Annotated in this window: 11 protein-coding genes; 10 read left to right on the top strand and 1 reads right to left on the bottom strand. The window is 66.7% G+C overall.

Annotation, left to right across the window (positions count from 1 at the left end; all coding sequences use genetic code 11):
• The coding region (locus tag AC1D00_RS04455) for a DNA-formamidopyrimidine glycosylase family protein (protein ID WP_477009810.1) at nucleotides 1-372 on the bottom strand (372 nt) is incomplete at its 3' end.
• Between the two features lie 82 nt (nucleotides 373-454).
• Between AC1D00_RS04455 and ubiE the strand changes: the two genes are divergently transcribed.
• From ubiE to addA, 10 genes are all read left to right on the top strand, one after another.
• On the top strand, nucleotides 455-1,216 hold the full coding sequence (gene ubiE, locus AC1D00_RS04450; protein WP_477009809.1) for a bifunctional demethylmenaquinone methyltransferase/2-methoxy-6-polyprenyl-1,4-benzoquinol methylase UbiE: 762 nt from the start codon (nucleotides 455-457) through the stop codon (nucleotides 1,214-1,216).
• Complete coding sequence (gene ubiB, locus AC1D00_RS04445; protein WP_477009808.1) at nucleotides 1,213-2,787, top strand: 2-polyprenylphenol 6-hydroxylase; 1,575 nt, start codon at nucleotides 1,213-1,215, stop codon at nucleotides 2,785-2,787. Before ubiE ends, ubiB begins: the two co-directional genes overlap by 4 nt.
• A 57-nt stretch (nucleotides 2,788-2,844) precedes the next feature.
• The gene (gene coaBC / locus AC1D00_RS04440; RefSeq protein ID WP_477009807.1) at nucleotides 2,845-4,284 is read left to right on the top strand and encodes a bifunctional phosphopantothenoylcysteine decarboxylase/phosphopantothenate--cysteine ligase CoaBC; all 1,440 of its coding nucleotides are present in this window, start codon (nucleotides 2,845-2,847) and stop codon (nucleotides 4,282-4,284) included.
• Nucleotides 4,281-4,739, top strand: a complete 459-nt coding sequence (gene dut / locus AC1D00_RS04435; protein WP_477009806.1) for a dUTP diphosphatase — start codon at nucleotides 4,281-4,283, stop codon at nucleotides 4,737-4,739. Before coaBC ends, dut begins: the two co-directional genes overlap by 4 nt.
• Nucleotides 4,740-4,929: 190 nt before the next feature.
• Nucleotides 4,930-7,434: a sensor histidine kinase gene (locus AC1D00_RS04430; protein ID WP_135175171.1), complete on the top strand. Its 2,505-nt coding sequence runs from the start codon at nucleotides 4,930-4,932 to the stop codon at nucleotides 7,432-7,434.
• Entirely contained in the window at nucleotides 7,431-8,963 is a 1,533-nt protein-coding gene (tsaE, locus tag AC1D00_RS04425; RefSeq protein ID WP_477009805.1) for a tRNA (adenosine(37)-N6)-threonylcarbamoyltransferase complex ATPase subunit type 1 TsaE, read from the top strand. The genes AC1D00_RS04430 and tsaE overlap by 4 nt, the downstream gene beginning before the upstream one ends.
• 87 nt (nucleotides 8,964-9,050) lie before the next feature.
• Nucleotides 9,051-9,368 carry a PilZ domain-containing protein gene (locus AC1D00_RS04420; protein ID WP_477009804.1) on the top strand — a complete coding sequence of 106 codons (318 nt, stop codon included), beginning with the start codon at nucleotides 9,051-9,053 and terminating at the stop codon, nucleotides 9,366-9,368.
• A gap of 179 nt (nucleotides 9,369-9,547) precedes the next feature.
• Nucleotides 9,548-10,270 (top strand): nucleotidyltransferase family protein, encoded by a 723-nt coding sequence (locus AC1D00_RS04415; RefSeq protein WP_027546847.1) that lies wholly within the window; start codon nucleotides 9,548-9,550, stop codon nucleotides 10,268-10,270.
• A 276-nt stretch (nucleotides 10,271-10,546) separates the two neighbouring features.
• Nucleotides 10,547-13,693, top strand: coding sequence for a double-strand break repair protein AddB (addB, locus tag AC1D00_RS04410; RefSeq protein WP_477009803.1), 3,147 nt, complete (start codon nucleotides 10,547-10,549; stop codon nucleotides 13,691-13,693).
• On the top strand, nucleotides 13,687-16,144 hold a 2,458-nt coding region (gene addA, locus AC1D00_RS04405; RefSeq protein WP_477009802.1), incomplete at its 3' end, for a double-strand break repair helicase AddA. The genes addB and addA, both read left to right, overlap by 7 nt.

The following is a 16,144-nucleotide window of genomic DNA, read 5'->3' as shown; positions in this document are numbered from 1 at the left end:
GCGGCGCGGATCGTTGAAGACGATGTCGGCACCCGAGGACATCCGAAACAGCACGTGGTCATGGGTGGTGTCTTTGCCGCGCGGATAGTGAAATTCGCCAGGTGCGGCGTCATTGTCCGGCTTGATGACGCGAAACGAGCCCGACATGCCCAGATGCATCAGGAGCACGTCGCCGGAGGCCAGATCGGCCATGAGATATTTTGCGCGGCGGCCAAGGCCGGTGACGACCTGCCCCTGGAGCCGGGCCACGAAATCCGGCTGGAACGGAAAGCGCAAGTCCGGCCTGCGGGCCTCCGCGACGACGATTTTCGCACCCTCCATGACGGGCTGAAGGCCGCGGCGGACGGTCTCGACTTCGGGCAATTCAGGCATGGTTCAGGCATTCACCTTATGAGGGCGGTGTGATAGCGCCATTGCGGCGGGCACGCTATGGTCCGCCTCGTGGAGTAGAGTAATGGATCGGCCGGGCGAAACCACGCATTTTGGCTTCAGGGACGTTCCCCTGGGGGACAAGCAGACGCTGGTGAACGATGTGTTTCACAGCGTTGCGTCGCGCTATGACCTGATGAACGACCTGATGTCCGGTGGCCTGCACCGGGTCTGGAAGGACATCATGATCAACGCGCTGGATCCGCCGAGGGGCGACCGGCCGTTCGCGTTGCTCGACGTCRCCGGCGGCACCGGTGACATTTCGTTCCGCGCCGCCAAGGCGGGCGGCCCCGGCTTTCACGCCACGGTCTGCGACATCAATTCCGACATGCTTGCCGTGGGCCGCGAGCGCGCCGCCAAGCGCCATCTCGAGACCCAGGTCGATTTCGTCGAAGGCAATGCCGAAGCGCTCGCTTTTGCCGACCGCAGCTTCGACGCATATACGATCGCTTTCGGCATTCGCAACGTACCGCAGATCGACCTTGCGCTGCGCGAGGCCTATCGCGTGCTGAGGCCCGGCAGCCGCTTCCTGTGCCTGGAGTTCTCGACCGTCGAGATGCCCGGCCTCGACAAGCTCTATGACTTGTTCTCGTTCAAGGTGATCCCGCCGCTCGGCCGCATGATCACGGGCGATGCCGAATCCTACCAATATCTCGTCGAATCGATCCGCACGTTTCCCAAGCCCCACGCCTTCGCCGACATGATCCGCGACGCCGGCTTCGCCCGCGTGAACTGGCAGATATTGTCCGGCGGCATCGTCGCACTGCATTCGGGCTGGCGTTTGTGATTTCTGCCATCACCCACACTGCGCGCCTGATGCGCGCTGCGTTCGTGTTCGCGCGCGAGGGCGTGTTCGGCTCCGTCGATCCGAGCCTGGTGCCGCCGCCCGGGCAGCTCGCGCTGAAGCTTGCGCGCATCATCGAACGGCGCGGTCCAAAGCACGGACCGCGACTGTCGCGCGCGCTGACCCGGATGGGCCCGGCCTATCTCAAGCTCGGGCAGTTTCTGGCCACGCGCCCCGACGTCGTCGGCTTCATCATGGCGCGCGATCTGGAAAGTCTCCAGGATCGCCTGCCGCCGTTTTCGCAGGAAGAAGCGGAAGCAGCGATCGCGACCTCGCTGGAGCGCCCGCTGAAAGACGTGTTCACGAGCTTCGGCCCGGCGGTCGCCGCCGCCTCGATCGCACAGGTGCATCGCGGGGAAGTCCTGCGCGACGGCATTTCCAAGTCAGTCGCGGTCAAGGTGCTGCGGCCCAACGTCGCCTCGCGCTTCCGCCGCGATCTCTCCGATTTCTTCTTCGTCGCGTACAGGGCCGAAGCCTATTCGTCCGAGGCGCGGCGCCTGCGCCTCATCGAAGTCATCAACACCATGTCGCGCTCGGTCGCGATGGAGATGGATCTGCGGCTGGAAGCCGCGGCGCTGTCGGAGATGGCGGAGAACACCCGCGACGATCCTGATTTCCGCGTGCCGACCGTCGATTGGGACCGCACCACGCATAACGTGCTGACGATGGAGTGGATCGACGGCATCGCGCTGAACGATCACAAGCGCCTGGAAGAAGCCCAGGTCGATCTGCCCGATCTCGGCCGCAAGGTGATCCAGAGTTTTCTGCGCCACGCGCTGCGCGACGGTTTCTTCCATGCCGACATGCATCCGGGCAATTTGTTCCTGGACGATACCGGCCGCCTCGTCGCCGTCGATTTCGGCATCATGGGCCGGCTCGGGATGAAGGAGCGGCGTTTCCTCGCCGAAATCCTGCTCGGCTTCATCACGCGCGATTATCGCCGCGTCGCCGAGGTGCATTTCGAAGCGGGCTACGTGCCAGCGCACCACTCGGTCGAGAATTTCGCGCAAGCGATCCGCGCCATCGGCGAGCCGATCCACAACCGCACCGCCGAGGAGATCTCGATGGCGCGGCTGCTGACGCTGCTGCTCGAGGTCACCGGCCTGTTCGACATGACGACGCGGCCCGAGCTGATCCTGCTGCAGAAGACCATGGTGGTGGTCGAAGGCGTCGCGCGCGTCTTCGATCCCAGGCTCGACATCTGGAAGGTCGCCGACCCCGTGGTGCGTGAATGGATCGAGCGCAATCTCGGACCGATCGGCCGGGTGCAGGGCGCGATTTCCGGCGGCGGCGATCTTGCCCGCGTGCTGATGCGCCTGCCCGATATCGCGCAGCGCTCCGTCGCCGTGCTCGAGCAGCTCGAAACCATGACGCGGGAGGGTATCCGGCTGTCGCCGGAGAGCATCGCGGCGATGGGCCGCAGCGAAGGCCGCAAGAACCGCTGGCGCACCGTGGCGCTCTGGATCATCGCCGCGACCTTCATCGGGATCCTGATCGCCGTCCGGAATCTATGATTGCACTGCAATCATGTGAGTGATATCATCGCTATCATTCCGTGCTGGAGGGGCGTCATGGCAAGCCTGACCATCCGCAAGCTCGACGAGGGTGTCAAAACCTATCTGCGGCTGCGTTCGGCCAAGAACCACAGGTCCGTCGAGGAAGAGGTCCGGGTCATCCTGCGGGAGCTGATCGAGGGCCGTGAGGAGCCGCTGACGCCGTTTGCGGTGCCGCCGGCGGCATCCACCGCTCCGGTGTCTCAGCGCACCGGCGCCCTTCCCGAAGCCAGCGTCACCCTGATCATAGGCGGCGGGATCGCGGCCTTTAAATCGCTCGACCTGATCCGAAGGCTGAAGGAGCGGCGCATCGAGGTCCGCTGCGTGCTGACCAAGGCCGCGCAGCAATTCGTCACGCCGCTCTCGGTCAGCGCCCTCTCGCATGAGCGCGTCTATACCGACCTGTTCGATCCCCAGAGCGAGTTCGACGCCGGCCATATCCGCCTGGCACGTGACTGCGATTTGATCGTGGTCGCCCCCGCCACCGCCGACCTGATGGCCAAGATGTCGAACGGCCATGCCGACGACCTCGCCAGCGCCATCCTGCTCGCGACCAACCGCAAGGTGCTGCTGGCGCCGGCGATGAACCCGCTGATGTGGAACAACGCGGCGACGCGCCGCAACGTCACGCAGCTCCAGCGCGACGGCGTGGTGCTGATCGGGCCGAATTCCGGCGAGATGGCCGAAGCTGGCGAAGCCGGAATCGGCCGCATGTCCGAGGCAATCGAGATCGCCGCCGCCACCGAGCGCCTGCTGCGGCCGCCGGTGCCGCGCCCGCTTGCCGGCAAGCGCGTGCTGATCACTGCGGGCCCCACCCACGAGCCGATCGACCCGGTGCGCTACATCGCCAACCGCTCCTCCGGCAAGCAGGGCTTTGCCATCGCCGCTGCCGCGCAGGCCGCCGGCGCCGAGGTGATCCTGGTGAGCGGCCCGGTCGATCTTGGGGATCCCCAGGGCGTGACGGTGAAGCACGTGGAATCGGCGCGGCAGATGCTGGAGCAGGTGCAGGCGGCCCTTCCCGCCGACATCGCGATCTTCGCCGCCGCGGTCGCCGACTGGCGTGTCGCCAATGAAGGCGAGCAGAAGCTGAAGAAGACCTCGGCCGGCATGCCGCCGCTTCAACTGGTCGAGAACCCCGACATCCTCGCCACGATCTCGAAGCTGACCGACAAGCGCCCGCCGCTTGTGATCGGCTTCGCCGCCGAGACCGAGCACCTCATCGACAACGCCAAATCCAAGCTTGCCCGCAAGGGCTGCGACTGGATCGTCGCCAACGACGTCTCACCGGCGACCGGCGTGATGGGCGGCGACCGCAACACCGTGCATTTGATTAGTCGCAGGGATGGAGAGATTGCAGTTGATTCCTGGCCGGCGATGACCAAGGAACAGGTCGCCATCGAACTGGTCGCGCATGTTGCAAGGAGCGTGACCGACAAATCCCTGGAGTCCGCATCTTGAGCACGAAGGTCACCGTCGAACTGCAACAGCTCGCCCACGCCGAGGGCCTGCCACTGCCGGCCTATCAGACGGCGGAGGYCGCCGGCCTCGATCTCATGGCCGCGGTCCCGGACAGCGAGCCGCTGACGCTTGCATCCGGCCAACATGCGCTGGTGCCGACGGGACTTGCGATCGCGTTGCCGCCCGGGCACGAGGCGCAGGTGCGGCCGCGCTCGGGGCTCGCCGCCAAGCACGGCGTCACGGTGCTGAATTCGCCCGGAACCGTCGACGCGGACTACCGCGGCGAGATCAAGGTGATCCTGATCAACCACGGCGCCGCCCCCTTCGTGATCAAGCGCGGCGAGCGCATCGCGCAGATGGTGATCGCGCCGGTGGTGCAGGCCGCGCTGGTTCCCGTGGCGACATTGTCTGCGACCGATCGCGGCGCCGGCGGCTTCGGCTCGACCGGCCGCTAACACACGGCAACTTCAGCCGAATCACCGCAGAACCACGTGAACCGGGAACCGCGCACCCGGCATTTTTGTGGGACCGCCTTTGCGTTCACGATCTGGACTCTTACCGCTGGAGTCGCGGTGAGGGTATTGTCGTTTGATTCGCGCGCGACGGGGGTCGCCGCGCGCAAATTCGTGCGATCTTGGGGCAACTATGTCAGGCGTGATCGTGTCGATGCGTCGGACGCTGCTGTCGTGCACATCGCTCGTGCGCAACGGCTTGATCGGGAGCGCTCTCGCGGCGCTGCTGCCGGCTGCGCCGGCTGAGGCCGCCGACTTCGTCGACACACTCTCGGAATTGCTGGACTTCAACCGGCAGGAACTCGCGGTGCTCGCCACCGCGCTCGCGCTGCTCGGCTTCTCGGTGGTGGCCGCGATCCTGTTGATGCGCACGCGCGTGCGCACGGCGAAGAGCGAGGCGCGGCTGCGCGCGCGGATCGGGGAACTGCAACTCCAGGCCGATCGCTTCGGCGCGCTGCTGTTCGCCGAGCCGCAGATCCTGATCTCCTGGCCGGCCGGCGACAATCGCGCGCAGATTTCCGGCGACATCTCGATGGTGCTGCCGCGCGACTCTTCCCCGCAGCGCGTGCTCGCCTTCGGAACCTGGCTGCCGCCGGAACCCGCCCTTCAGATGGACCACGCCGTGGATGCGCTGCGCGACCGCGGTGACGGCTTCCAGCTGACGCTGACCACCGCGCATGGCCATACGCTGGAGGCCATCGGCCGCGCCATCGGCGGCCAGGCCATTGTCAGGATTCGCGAACTCTCGGGCCTGCGCCGCGATCTGGCCGAGACCAATCTGCGTTACAAGGCGCTCTCCGACGAGACCGAGATGCTGCGCGGCTTCGCTGCCGCAGCACCCTGGCCGATTTGGGCCAAGAGCGAGAACGGCGCGCTCACTTTCGCCAACCCGGCCTATGTCCGTGCGACCGAGGCTGCGAACTTCAGAGACGCCCAGGAGCGCAAGCTCGAGCTGCTCGACAGCGCCGACCGCAGCGCGATGGAACGGGGACTGAAGGACGCGGCCAATTTCACCTCCCGGCTGCCGATCGTGATCGGCGGCGAGCGGCGCATCTACGACGTGCGCGCCGTCAATGTCGGCAGCGGCAGTGTCGGCGTCGCGATCGACGCCAGCGAGGCGGATGCGCTGAGCTCGGCGCTGGTGCGGATGGCGGAGGCGCATCGCCGCACGCTCGACCAGCTCTCCTCCGGCGTCGCCGTGTTCGACGGCCAGCGGCGCCTCGCCTTCTACAACGATTCCTACCGCCGGCTGTGGGACCTCGACCGCTCGTTCCTCGACGCCGATCCCGATGATTCCAGCGTGCTGGACCAGCTCCGTGCCGCGCGAAAACTGCCGGAGCAGCCCGACTTCCGCGCCTGGAAGGCCAAGCTGCACGAGGCGTATCGTGCCGTCGAGGCCGCCAAGGACACGTGGTACCTGCCCGACGGCCGCGCCCTCTCCGTCGTCACCACGCCGAACCCGGAAGGCGGCGTCACCTATCTGTTCGACGACGTCACCGAGAGCCTCGAGCTCGCCCGCCGCTTCGACGGCATGATCCGCGTCCAGCGCGAGACGCTGGACAGCCTCGCCGAGGGCGTCGCGGTGTTCGGCAGCAACGGCAAGGCGCAGCTGTTCAACCCCGCCTTCGTCCGGATGTGGAAGCTGTCGAGCGACGCGATGCGCGACGAGCCGCACATCCAGACCGTCGAAGGCTGGTGCCATCAGCTGTTCGAYGACCCCGTGGTCTGGCGGCAGATCCGCGAGGCCGTCACCTCGATCGAGAGCCGCGCCGACGTGCCGCTGAAGCTGGAGCGCAAGGACGGCAGCGTGCTCGACGGCATGATCCGGCCGCTGCATGACGGCGCGACCATGCTGACGTTCCAGGACATCACCGACACCGAAAACGTCGAGCGCGCGCTGCGCGAGCGCAACGAGGCGCTGGAGACCGCCGACCAGATGAAGGTGGATTTCGTCCACCACGTCTCCTACGAGCTGCGCTCGCCGCTCACCACCATCATCGGTTTTGCGCATTTCCTCAGCGATCCATCGACCGGACCGCTGACGCCGAAGCAGGCCGAATATCTCGACTACGTCACCAAATCGACCAACGCGTTGCTGGCGCTGACCAACAACATCCTCGATCTCGCCACCATCGACGCCGGCGCGATGAAGCTGGAACTCGGCCCGGTCGACGTCAGCAAGGCCATCGAGCTCGCGGCCGAAGGCATCCAGGACCGGCTCGCCACCGACCGCATCCGCCTGAAGGTCGAGATCGCGCCCGATATCGGCAGCTTCATCGGCGACGAAAAGCGCGTGGTGCAGGTGCTCTATAACCTCCTCGCCAACGCCGTCGGGTTTTCTCCACAGGATTCCACCGTCGGCCTCAGCGCGCGGCGCACCGAGCACAGTGTGGTCTTCACTGTGACAGATTCCGGGCCTGGAATACCTGCCGACATGAAGGACAAGGTGTTCAACTGGTTCGAAAGCCGCTCGCAGGGGTCGCGTCACCGCGGCGCCGGGCTCGGCCTGTCGCTGGTGCGCTCCTTCGTCGAGCTGCATGGCGGCAAGGTGCGGGTGGATTCGATCGTGGGCAGGGGCACGGTCGTGATCTGCGACTTCCCGACCGACCGGGCGGCGCATCGCGACGCCGCCGAATGAGCGCGCCAACCACATTCTCCGTCGCGCTTCACAACGAGACGGCCACCGCGCAACTGATGGCCGATCTCGCGCTGCTGGTCGGCCCGGGCGACGTCATCACGCTCACCGGCGACCTCGGCGCCGGCAAGACCGCGGCCGCGCGCGCCATGATCCGCTACCTCGCCGCCGACGACGCGCTGGAAGTGCCGAGCCCGACCTTCACCCTGGTGCAGGGTTATGAGCTGCCGCCGTTCCCGGTCATGCATGCCGATCTCTACCGGGTCGAGGACGAGAGCGAGCTCGAGGAGATCGGGCTGTCGCCGCTGCCGGACGCCACGCTTGTCCTGATCGAATGGCCGGAGCGTGCGCCGTCGGCGATGCCCGCGGATCGCATCGACATCGCGCTCACGCATCGTCCGGCTCTCGGCTCGAATGCGCGCGCGGCCGACATCACCGGTTACGGCAAGGGCGCAGCCCAGGTCGCGCGTCTGAAGGCGCTGCGCGAATTCCTCGACGCATCCGGCTATCTCGACGCGACGCGGCGGCGCATGGCCGGCGACGCCTCGACCCGATCCTACGCGCGGCTGGTGCGCGACGACGAGATCGTCATCCTCATGAACTTCCCGCAGCGCCCCGACGGCGCGGCGCTCTACAACGGAAGATCCTACAGCGCCGCGGTGCATCTCGCCGAGAACGTCAAGCCCTTCGTCGCCATCGACGAAGGCCTGCGCGCACAAGGAATCTCCGCGCCCGCAATCCACCACTGCGATCTCGACCAGGGCTTCCTCATCACCGAGGATTTTGGCAGCGAAGGCGTGATTGAAGGCGACCCGCCGCGCCCGATCGCCGAGCGTTACGAGGCCGCGACCGATGTGCTGGCGGTGCTGCACGGCAAGACGCTGCCGGAGACGCTGCCGCTGGACGGGCAGACCTACGCCATTCCGGTCTTCGACACCGAGGCGATGCTGATCGAAATCGGATTGATGCCGGAGTGGTATCTGCCCGATCGCAACGCGCCGCTGAGCGAGGCGAAGCGCGCGGAATTCCTTGCGATGTGGCGCGAGCTGCTGAAGAAGCCGCTGGCCGCGCCGAAGACGTGGATCATCCGCGACTTTCACTCGCCCAATTTGATCTGGCTCGGGATGCGCACCGGCAGCGAACGCGTCGGCGTGATCGATTTCCAGGACACCGTGCTGGGGCCGCAATCCTACGACGTGGTGTCGCTGCTGCAGGACGCCCGCATCGACGTGCCCGAGAATCTCGAGCTGACGCTGTTGTCGCGCTACATCAAGGCGCGCCGCGCCGCCGATGCGAGCTTCGATCCAGCCGGTTTTGCCGAGCTCTACGCCATCATGTCGGCGCAGCGGAACACCCGCCTGCTCGGCACCTTTGCCCGGCTCAACCGCCGCGACGGCAAGCCGCATTATCTGCGCCACCAGCCGCGGATCTGGACCTATCTCCAGCGTTCGCTGGCACATCCCGCGCTCGCCCATTTGCGCGACTGGTATCTTGCCTCCGTCCCGCCGCCCCAAGGGCTGCCTGAAGGCTGATTCGGGCCCGATTTACCGGCTGTTAGCCAAGACGTCGGTATTCTGGCGGCGAGGCAGCCGGATACTTGCGGGGCTGGAGCGGGACAGATGGCGGTAAAGACGGACCAGCGCGGCAACAGCCGGGTTGTTTTCGAACGCGGGATTCCGGCCCAGATGATGGGGATCGACGGCACGTGGCGGCGCGACTGCACCATGGAAGACGTCTCCGAGAGCGGCGCCAAGCTGACCATCGACGGTTCGGTCGAAGGCCTGCATCTGAAGGAATTCTTTCTCCTGCTGTCGTCCACCGGACTCGCGTACCGGCGATGCGAGCTGGCCTGGGTCAATGGCGACCAGATCGGCGTCAATTTCCTCAAGCTCGGCGAGAAGAAGAAAAAGGCCCGTTCCGCAGCCGTCGGGGCGTAACGGCAACACCCGTCGTACAACCGTCACGGCGGGTGGTTAAGGCGGTTGAGATGCGGTGCGGCTGAATGAGGGCCGTGCTAGGATTGCTGCGAACGCGAATTCCAAGGGTAATTTCAGGGCGTAATTCCAAGGGTTCTGAGTCCACGAGGCTGAGAAAGACGAGTCTGAGAAGGCAAACGATGTCCGTCAAACCGACCAAAGCCATGGTGCTCGCCGCAGGGTTCGGCCTGCGCATGCGTCCTTTGACGGACAAGATGCCGAAGCCGATGGTGCCGGTGGCGGGCCAGCCCCTGCTCGACCACGTGCTCGACAAGCTCGGCCAAGCCGGCGTGACCGAGGCGGTGGTCAATGTGCACTACCTGCCGGACCAGATCATCGACCATGTCGCATCGCGCCAGCAACCGCGCGTCACCATCTCGGACGAACGCGACCAGGTGCTCGGCACCGGCGGCGGCGTGGTCAAGGCGTTGCCGCTACTCGGCAACGCGCCGTTCTTCCATGTCAATTCCGACACGCTGTGGATCGACGGCGTGCGCTCCAACCTGACGCGGCTCGCCGAAAACTTCGATCCCGCACGGATGGACATCCTGCTCTTGATGGCGCCGACGGCGACCAGCATCGGCTATAGCGGCCGCGGCGATTACGGCATGCTGCCCGACGGGGCCTTGCGCAAGCGCAAGGAGAAAGAGGTCGTTCCGTTCGTCTATGCCGGCGCGGCGATCCTGTCGCCCTCGATCTTCGCCGATGCGCCGCAGGGCGAGTTCTCGCTAACCAAGATGTTCGACCGCGCCAACGAGCAGGAGCGCCTGTTCGGCCTGCGCCTCGACGGCGTCTGGATGCATGTCGGCACGCCTGATGCGGTGCACGCCGCGGAAGAGGCGTTTCTGGAGAGCGTGGCGTAGAGTTCAGCCACTCGCAGCGCTGTCATGCCCCGCCACCGGGTCTCGCCTTCGGCGAGCCGGATGACAGGCTCCGGCGGGGCATCCAGGACGCCGCGGCTTCTCGGCTGAATCTCGACCGTCTCTGGAATGCTGGATCATCCGCCTTCGCGGATGATGACAGCGGGAAACAAGGCGCCAGAACCGTAGGATGGCGAACAGCGGGGACGAATTCACCTCCGCCCATGACCATTCGAGTCCGCCTCCCTATATTGCCTGATCCTTCGAATCAGGCAGCCGATGCGCGTTTTCAGTGTTCCCATCTCAGTTCCGTTCCTGCGCACGGTCGTCACGGCCCTGCTCGACGGCCGGCTGGTCGAGGGATTCGAGGCGCGCAAGGATCCGGCGCGGCTTGCGGACGCCACGCTCTACCTGCCGACCCGGCGCGCCATGCGCGTCGTGCGCGAGATCTTTCTCGACGAGATGAAGGCGGACGCCGTCGTGCTGCCGCGCATCGTCGCGCTCGGYGACATCGACGAGGACGAGCTCGCCTTCGCCGATGAAGGCGAGCAGTTCGCGAGCGCAACGCCGCTCGACATTCCGCCCCGGCTCGGCGAGCTCGAACGGCGGCTGACGCTGGCGCAGCTCGTCGCGGCCTGGGCGAAGGGCCCGGTGCTGTCACCGCTGGTGGTTGGCGGGCCAGCCTCGACGCTGGCTCTCGCCGGCGATCTCGCGCGCCTGATCGACGACATGGTGACGCGCGGCGTCGACTGGAGCGCGCTCGATGGCCTGGTGCCGGACCAGCTCGATCGCTACTGGCAGCACTCGCTCGAATTCCTGCGCATCGCACGCATCGCCTGGCCCGGCCATCTCGCCGAGATCAACCGGATCGAGCCCGCGGCGCGGCGCGACCTCCTGATCGCGGCGGAAGCGAGGCGCCTGACCGCGCATTCCCATGGACCCGTGATCGCGGCCGGCTCGACCGGCTCGATGCCGGCCACCGCGAAATTCCTGCATGCGGTCGCCTCGCTGCCGCATGGCGCGGTGGTGCTGCCGGGGCTCGACACCGATCTCGACGATGACGCCTGGCGAACCATCGGCGGCGTCCGCGATGCGCTCGGCAAGTTCGCGGAGCATCCGGCGTCGAACCATCCGCAATATGCCATGCACGYGCTGCTGGAGCGCTTCGGCATCAAGCGCGGTGACGTCGAGCTGCTTCATCCGCCTGCGGAAGGCGGTCGCGATCTGCTCGCGTCGGAATCGATGCGGCCCTCCGCCAAGACGGAAGTCTGGCACGACCGGCTGAAGCAGCCGGATGTCGCGGCAAAGATCGCCGGCGGCATGACGAGGCTCGCGGTCGTCGAGACGCCCAATCCTGAAATGGAAGCGCTGGCGATTGCGATCGCGATGCGCGAGGCGCGGCAGCTCGACAAATCGGCGGCGCTGGTCACGCCGGACCGCGCGCTGGCGCGGCGGGTGATGGCTGCGCTGACCCGATGGGATCTCGCCTTCGACGATTCCGGCGGCGACGTGCTGATGGAAACGTCCGCCGGCGTTTTTGCGCGCCTTGCGGCCGAAGCGGCGACCAAGGGATTGGAGCCGCCGACGCTGCTGGCGATGCTGAAGCATCCGCTGTGCCGGCTCGGCCGGCTGCCTGGCGCATGGAAGGCAGCAATCGAAGGTCTGGAGCTCGCCGTCCTGCGTGGCACGCGCCCGCCTGCGGGCACGGCCGGCCTGCTGCGTGAATTCAACCGCTTTCGCGAGGAACTGGCCAAGCTGTGGCGCAGCGAAGTCTCCGCGCTCCACAAGGCCGAGCCGCGCGCACGTCTCAAGGCGGAGGACCTCGATCGCATCCAGGCCCTGATCGATGCCTTGCGACAAGCCTTGGCGCCGATCGAGGGTCTCGCGTCATCAAAGCCATATGACTTCGCCGAGCTCGCGCATCGGCATCGCGAKATCATGATCGAGCTGTCGCGCGACGAACAGGGCATCCCGCTGGCCTTCGAGGAGCGCGAGGGCCTCGCGCTCGCCAGTGCCTTCGACGATCTCCTGCGCGGCGGAACGACCAGCGGATTGATGGTTCCGCAGCCAGATTACCCCGACGTTTTCCAGACCGCGTTCGGCGATCGCGCGGTGCGGCGACGTGACAGACCGGGGGCGCGGCTCCAGATTTACGGCCCGCTGGAATCGCGCCTGATGCAGGCCGACCGGATCATCGTCGGCGGCCTGATCGAGGGCGTCTGGCCGCCGGCGCCGCGCATCGATCCCTGGCTCAGCCGGCCGATGCGGCATGAGCTCGGCCTCGATCTGCCGGAGCGGCGCATCGGCCTCTCCGCCCACGATTTCGCGCAGCTGCTCGGCGGAGATGAGGTGATCCTCACCCATTCCGCCAAGGCCGGCGGCGCGCCGGCGGTGGCTTCGCGCTTCCTGCACCGGCTAGAGGCTGTTGCGGGCGACGATCGCTGGAAGGCGGCCATCCGCGCCGGCGAGAAATACGTGCAGGTTGCTGCTACGCTGGACCAGCCCGACGAGGTCAGGCCGATCAAGCAACCCGAACCGCGGCCACCGCGCGCGACACGGCCGCTGAAAATGTCGGTGACCGCGATCGAGGACTGGCTGCGCGATCCCTACACGATCTACGCCAAGCACATTTTGCGGCTCGATGCGCTCGATCCCGTCGACATGCCGCTGTCGGCCGCCGACCGCGGCTCGGCGATCCACGATGCGCTCGGCGAATTCACGGAGAGCTACGCCACGCGCCTGCCCGACGATCCTGCCCGCGTGCTGCGCGCGATCGGCGAAAAGTATTTCGCGCCGCTGATGGAGCGTCCTGAAGCGCGCGCGCTGTGGTGGCCACGATTCCAGCGCATCGCGCGCTGGTTTGGCGAATGGGAGACGGTACGGCGTGATGCGATCGAGTCGATCACCGCGGAGACGCGGGGCGAGATCTCGATCAGGCTCGACCACGACCGCAGCTTTCAGCTCTCCGCCCGCGCCGACCGCATCGAGCGGCGCCAGGGCGGCAGCTATGCCATCCTCGACTACAAGACCGGGCAGCCGCCGACCGGCAAGCAGGTGCGCATGGGCCTGTCGCCGCAGCTGACGCTGGAAGCGGCGATCCTGCGCGAGGGCGGATTCCCTGACATCGACGCAGGTTCGTCCGTTAGCCAGCTCGTCTATGTGCGCCTGAGCGGCAACAATCCGCCCGGCGAGGAGCGCATCCTCGAGCTCAAGTTCAAGCAAGGCGACGAACCGCAGCCGCCGGATATTGCTGCCGCTGAGGCCCGGGCCAAGCTTGAAGCGCTGATCCGCGCGTTCGAGGACGAGAACCAGGCCTACACCTCGCTGAACCTGCCGATGTGGTCCAACCGCTACGGCACCTATGACGACCTCGCCCGCATCAAGGAGTGGTCGGCGGCGGGCGGATTGGGGATCGAGGAATGGTGAAGGCGCCGCGTCCCATCCCCGATGAAGTGCGCGCGCGGCAGGCGCGCGCATCCGATCCGACYGCATCGGCCTTCGTGTCGGCCAATGCCGGCTCGGGCAAGACCCACGTGCTGGTGCAGCGCGTGATCCGCCTGCTGCTGTCCGGTGTTCCGCCGGAGAAGATCCTCTGCATCACCTTCACCAAAGCCGCCGCCGCCAACATGGCCGAGCGCGTCTTCACCACGCTCGGCCATTGGGTGACGCTGGACGATGATGCGCTCACGAAGGCCATTGTTGCAGTCGGCATCCCGCATCCCAATGCAAAGCTGCGGCGCGAAGCACGAAAACTGTTCGCCTGCGCGCTGGAGACGCCCGGCGGATTGAAGGTGCAGACCATCCACGCGCTGTGCACCCGCCTGCTCCAGCAGTTTCCATTCGAGGCCAACGTGCCGGCGCGCTTTTCTGTCATCGACGAGCGCGACCAGACCGACATGATGGAACGCGCCAATCTGAAGGTGCTGCTGGAGGCCGCACGCGACCCGGAGACGGTCACCGGCCGTGCGCTGCTGACCGCGATGGCCAGCGCCGCCGACGTCACCTTTAAAGAGGTCGTGCGCGAGGCCTGTCTGAGCCGCGATCATTTCATGGCCTGGACGGACGAGGCCGGCAACGCAGAAGCTGCCGCCGCGCAGATGGCGGCCGTGCTCGACGTTGACGCCGCCGATCGCATCGAGGACGTCGAGACGGAGATTCTCGACGGTCCGTTCCTGCCGCGATCGCGCTGGGACGACATCGCCTTTGCGCTGGAAGATGGCAGCAAGTCCGACAACGATCAGGCCAGCCGGCTCCGCGAGGCAAAAGCCTTTTCCGGCAGCGCGCAGGTCGATGCCTATCTCGGCGTCTTCCTCACCGACGAGAAGCTGCCGCGCAAGGCGGTGCTGACCAGGAAGTTTTGCGATCACAACCCCTCCGTCGCCCGCCTGTTCGAGAACGAGGCGCAGCGTATCTGTGGATTGATCGAGAAGCGCCGTGCGGTGACCATGCGTGATCGCACGGCGGCCCTGCTCCATATCGCGACCGCGGCGGCCGCGAACTATCGGCGCGAGAAGCAGGAGCGCGGGCTGCTCGACTACGACGATTTGATCGACAAGACGCTGGCGATGCTGAACCGCGTCTCATCGGGCTGGGTGCATTACAAGCTCGACCGCGGCGTCGACCACGTGCTGATCGACGAGGCCCAGGACACGAGCCCCCGGCAATGGGACATCGTCGCGCATATCATTTCGGAGTTCACCGCGGGCGAAGGCGCGCGCGAGGGGCTGAACCGCACCATCTTCGCCGTCGGCGACGAGAAGCAGTCGATCTTCTCGTTCCAGGGCGCCCAGCCCCGAGAATTCGACGCGCGCCGGCGCGAGCTGCACCGCAAGTTCACCGCCGCCGGGCTGAAATTCGATCCGGTCGCCTTCACCTATTCGTTCCGCTCGGGTGCCGCGATCCTGCACTCGGTCGATCACGTCTTCCGCGACCCCGCGATCTACAAGAGCATCCATTCGGTCGAGATCGGCCATCCCCTGCACAATGCGCTTGCCGATGCAGCTCCCAGCGTGATCGAGCTGTGGGATCTGGCTGAAGCCGACGATCGGCAGGACATCGAGGGCTGGCGCGCGCCGTTCGACGGCGTCGCCGTCACCAGCCCCGAGGTCAAGCTCGCCCGCCGCATCCAGGCCGAGATCAAGCGGCTGGTCGAAAGCGGCACGCTGACCGGACATGAAGGCGAACGCCGGCCGCTGCGCTACGGCGACATGCTGATCCTGGTCCGCCGCCGCGGCAACGCGTTCGACGCCGTGATCCAGGCGCTGAAGCACGCCAACGTGCCGGTCGCCGGCGCCGACCGGCTGAAGCTCACCGAGCACATCGGCATCATCGACCTGATGAACCTTGCGGACGCGCTGCTGCTGCCGCAGGACGATCTCGCGCTCGCGGTCGCGCTGAAGAGCCCGCTGTTCGGGCTCGATGACGACGATCTGTTTCAGCTTGCCCATGGCCGCAAGGGCTCGCTGCGCCGCGCGCTCGGCGAGCACGCATCGACGAGCGAGAAGTTCGCCACGGCACTGCGCCGGCTCGAGGCCTGCGAGACTCGCGCGCGCGAGGAGACGCCGTTCGCCTTCTACGCGTGGCTGCTCGGCGGCGACGGCGGCCGCGCGCGCATCCTGCGCAGGCTCGGCCATGAGGCCAATGACGCGCTCGACGAGTTCCTGGAGCTGGCGCTGAACTACGAGCGCAAAGCGCCGGCCTCGCTGCAAGGCTTCATGGCCTGGCTGCGCTCGGCCGACACCGAGGTGAAGCGCGACATGGAGATCTCGCGCGACGAGGTGCGGGTGATGACCGTGCACGGCGCCAAGGGCCTCGAGGCGTCCGTCGTGTTCATGGTCGACACGACATCGTCGCCTGCGGACTCGCAGCGGGTCCGGC

The organism is Bradyrhizobium sp. P2_E8 (assembly GCF_056403875.1).
Note: the sequence above shows the minus strand (reverse complement) of the source record. Positions and strands in the feature narration are given on the sequence as shown.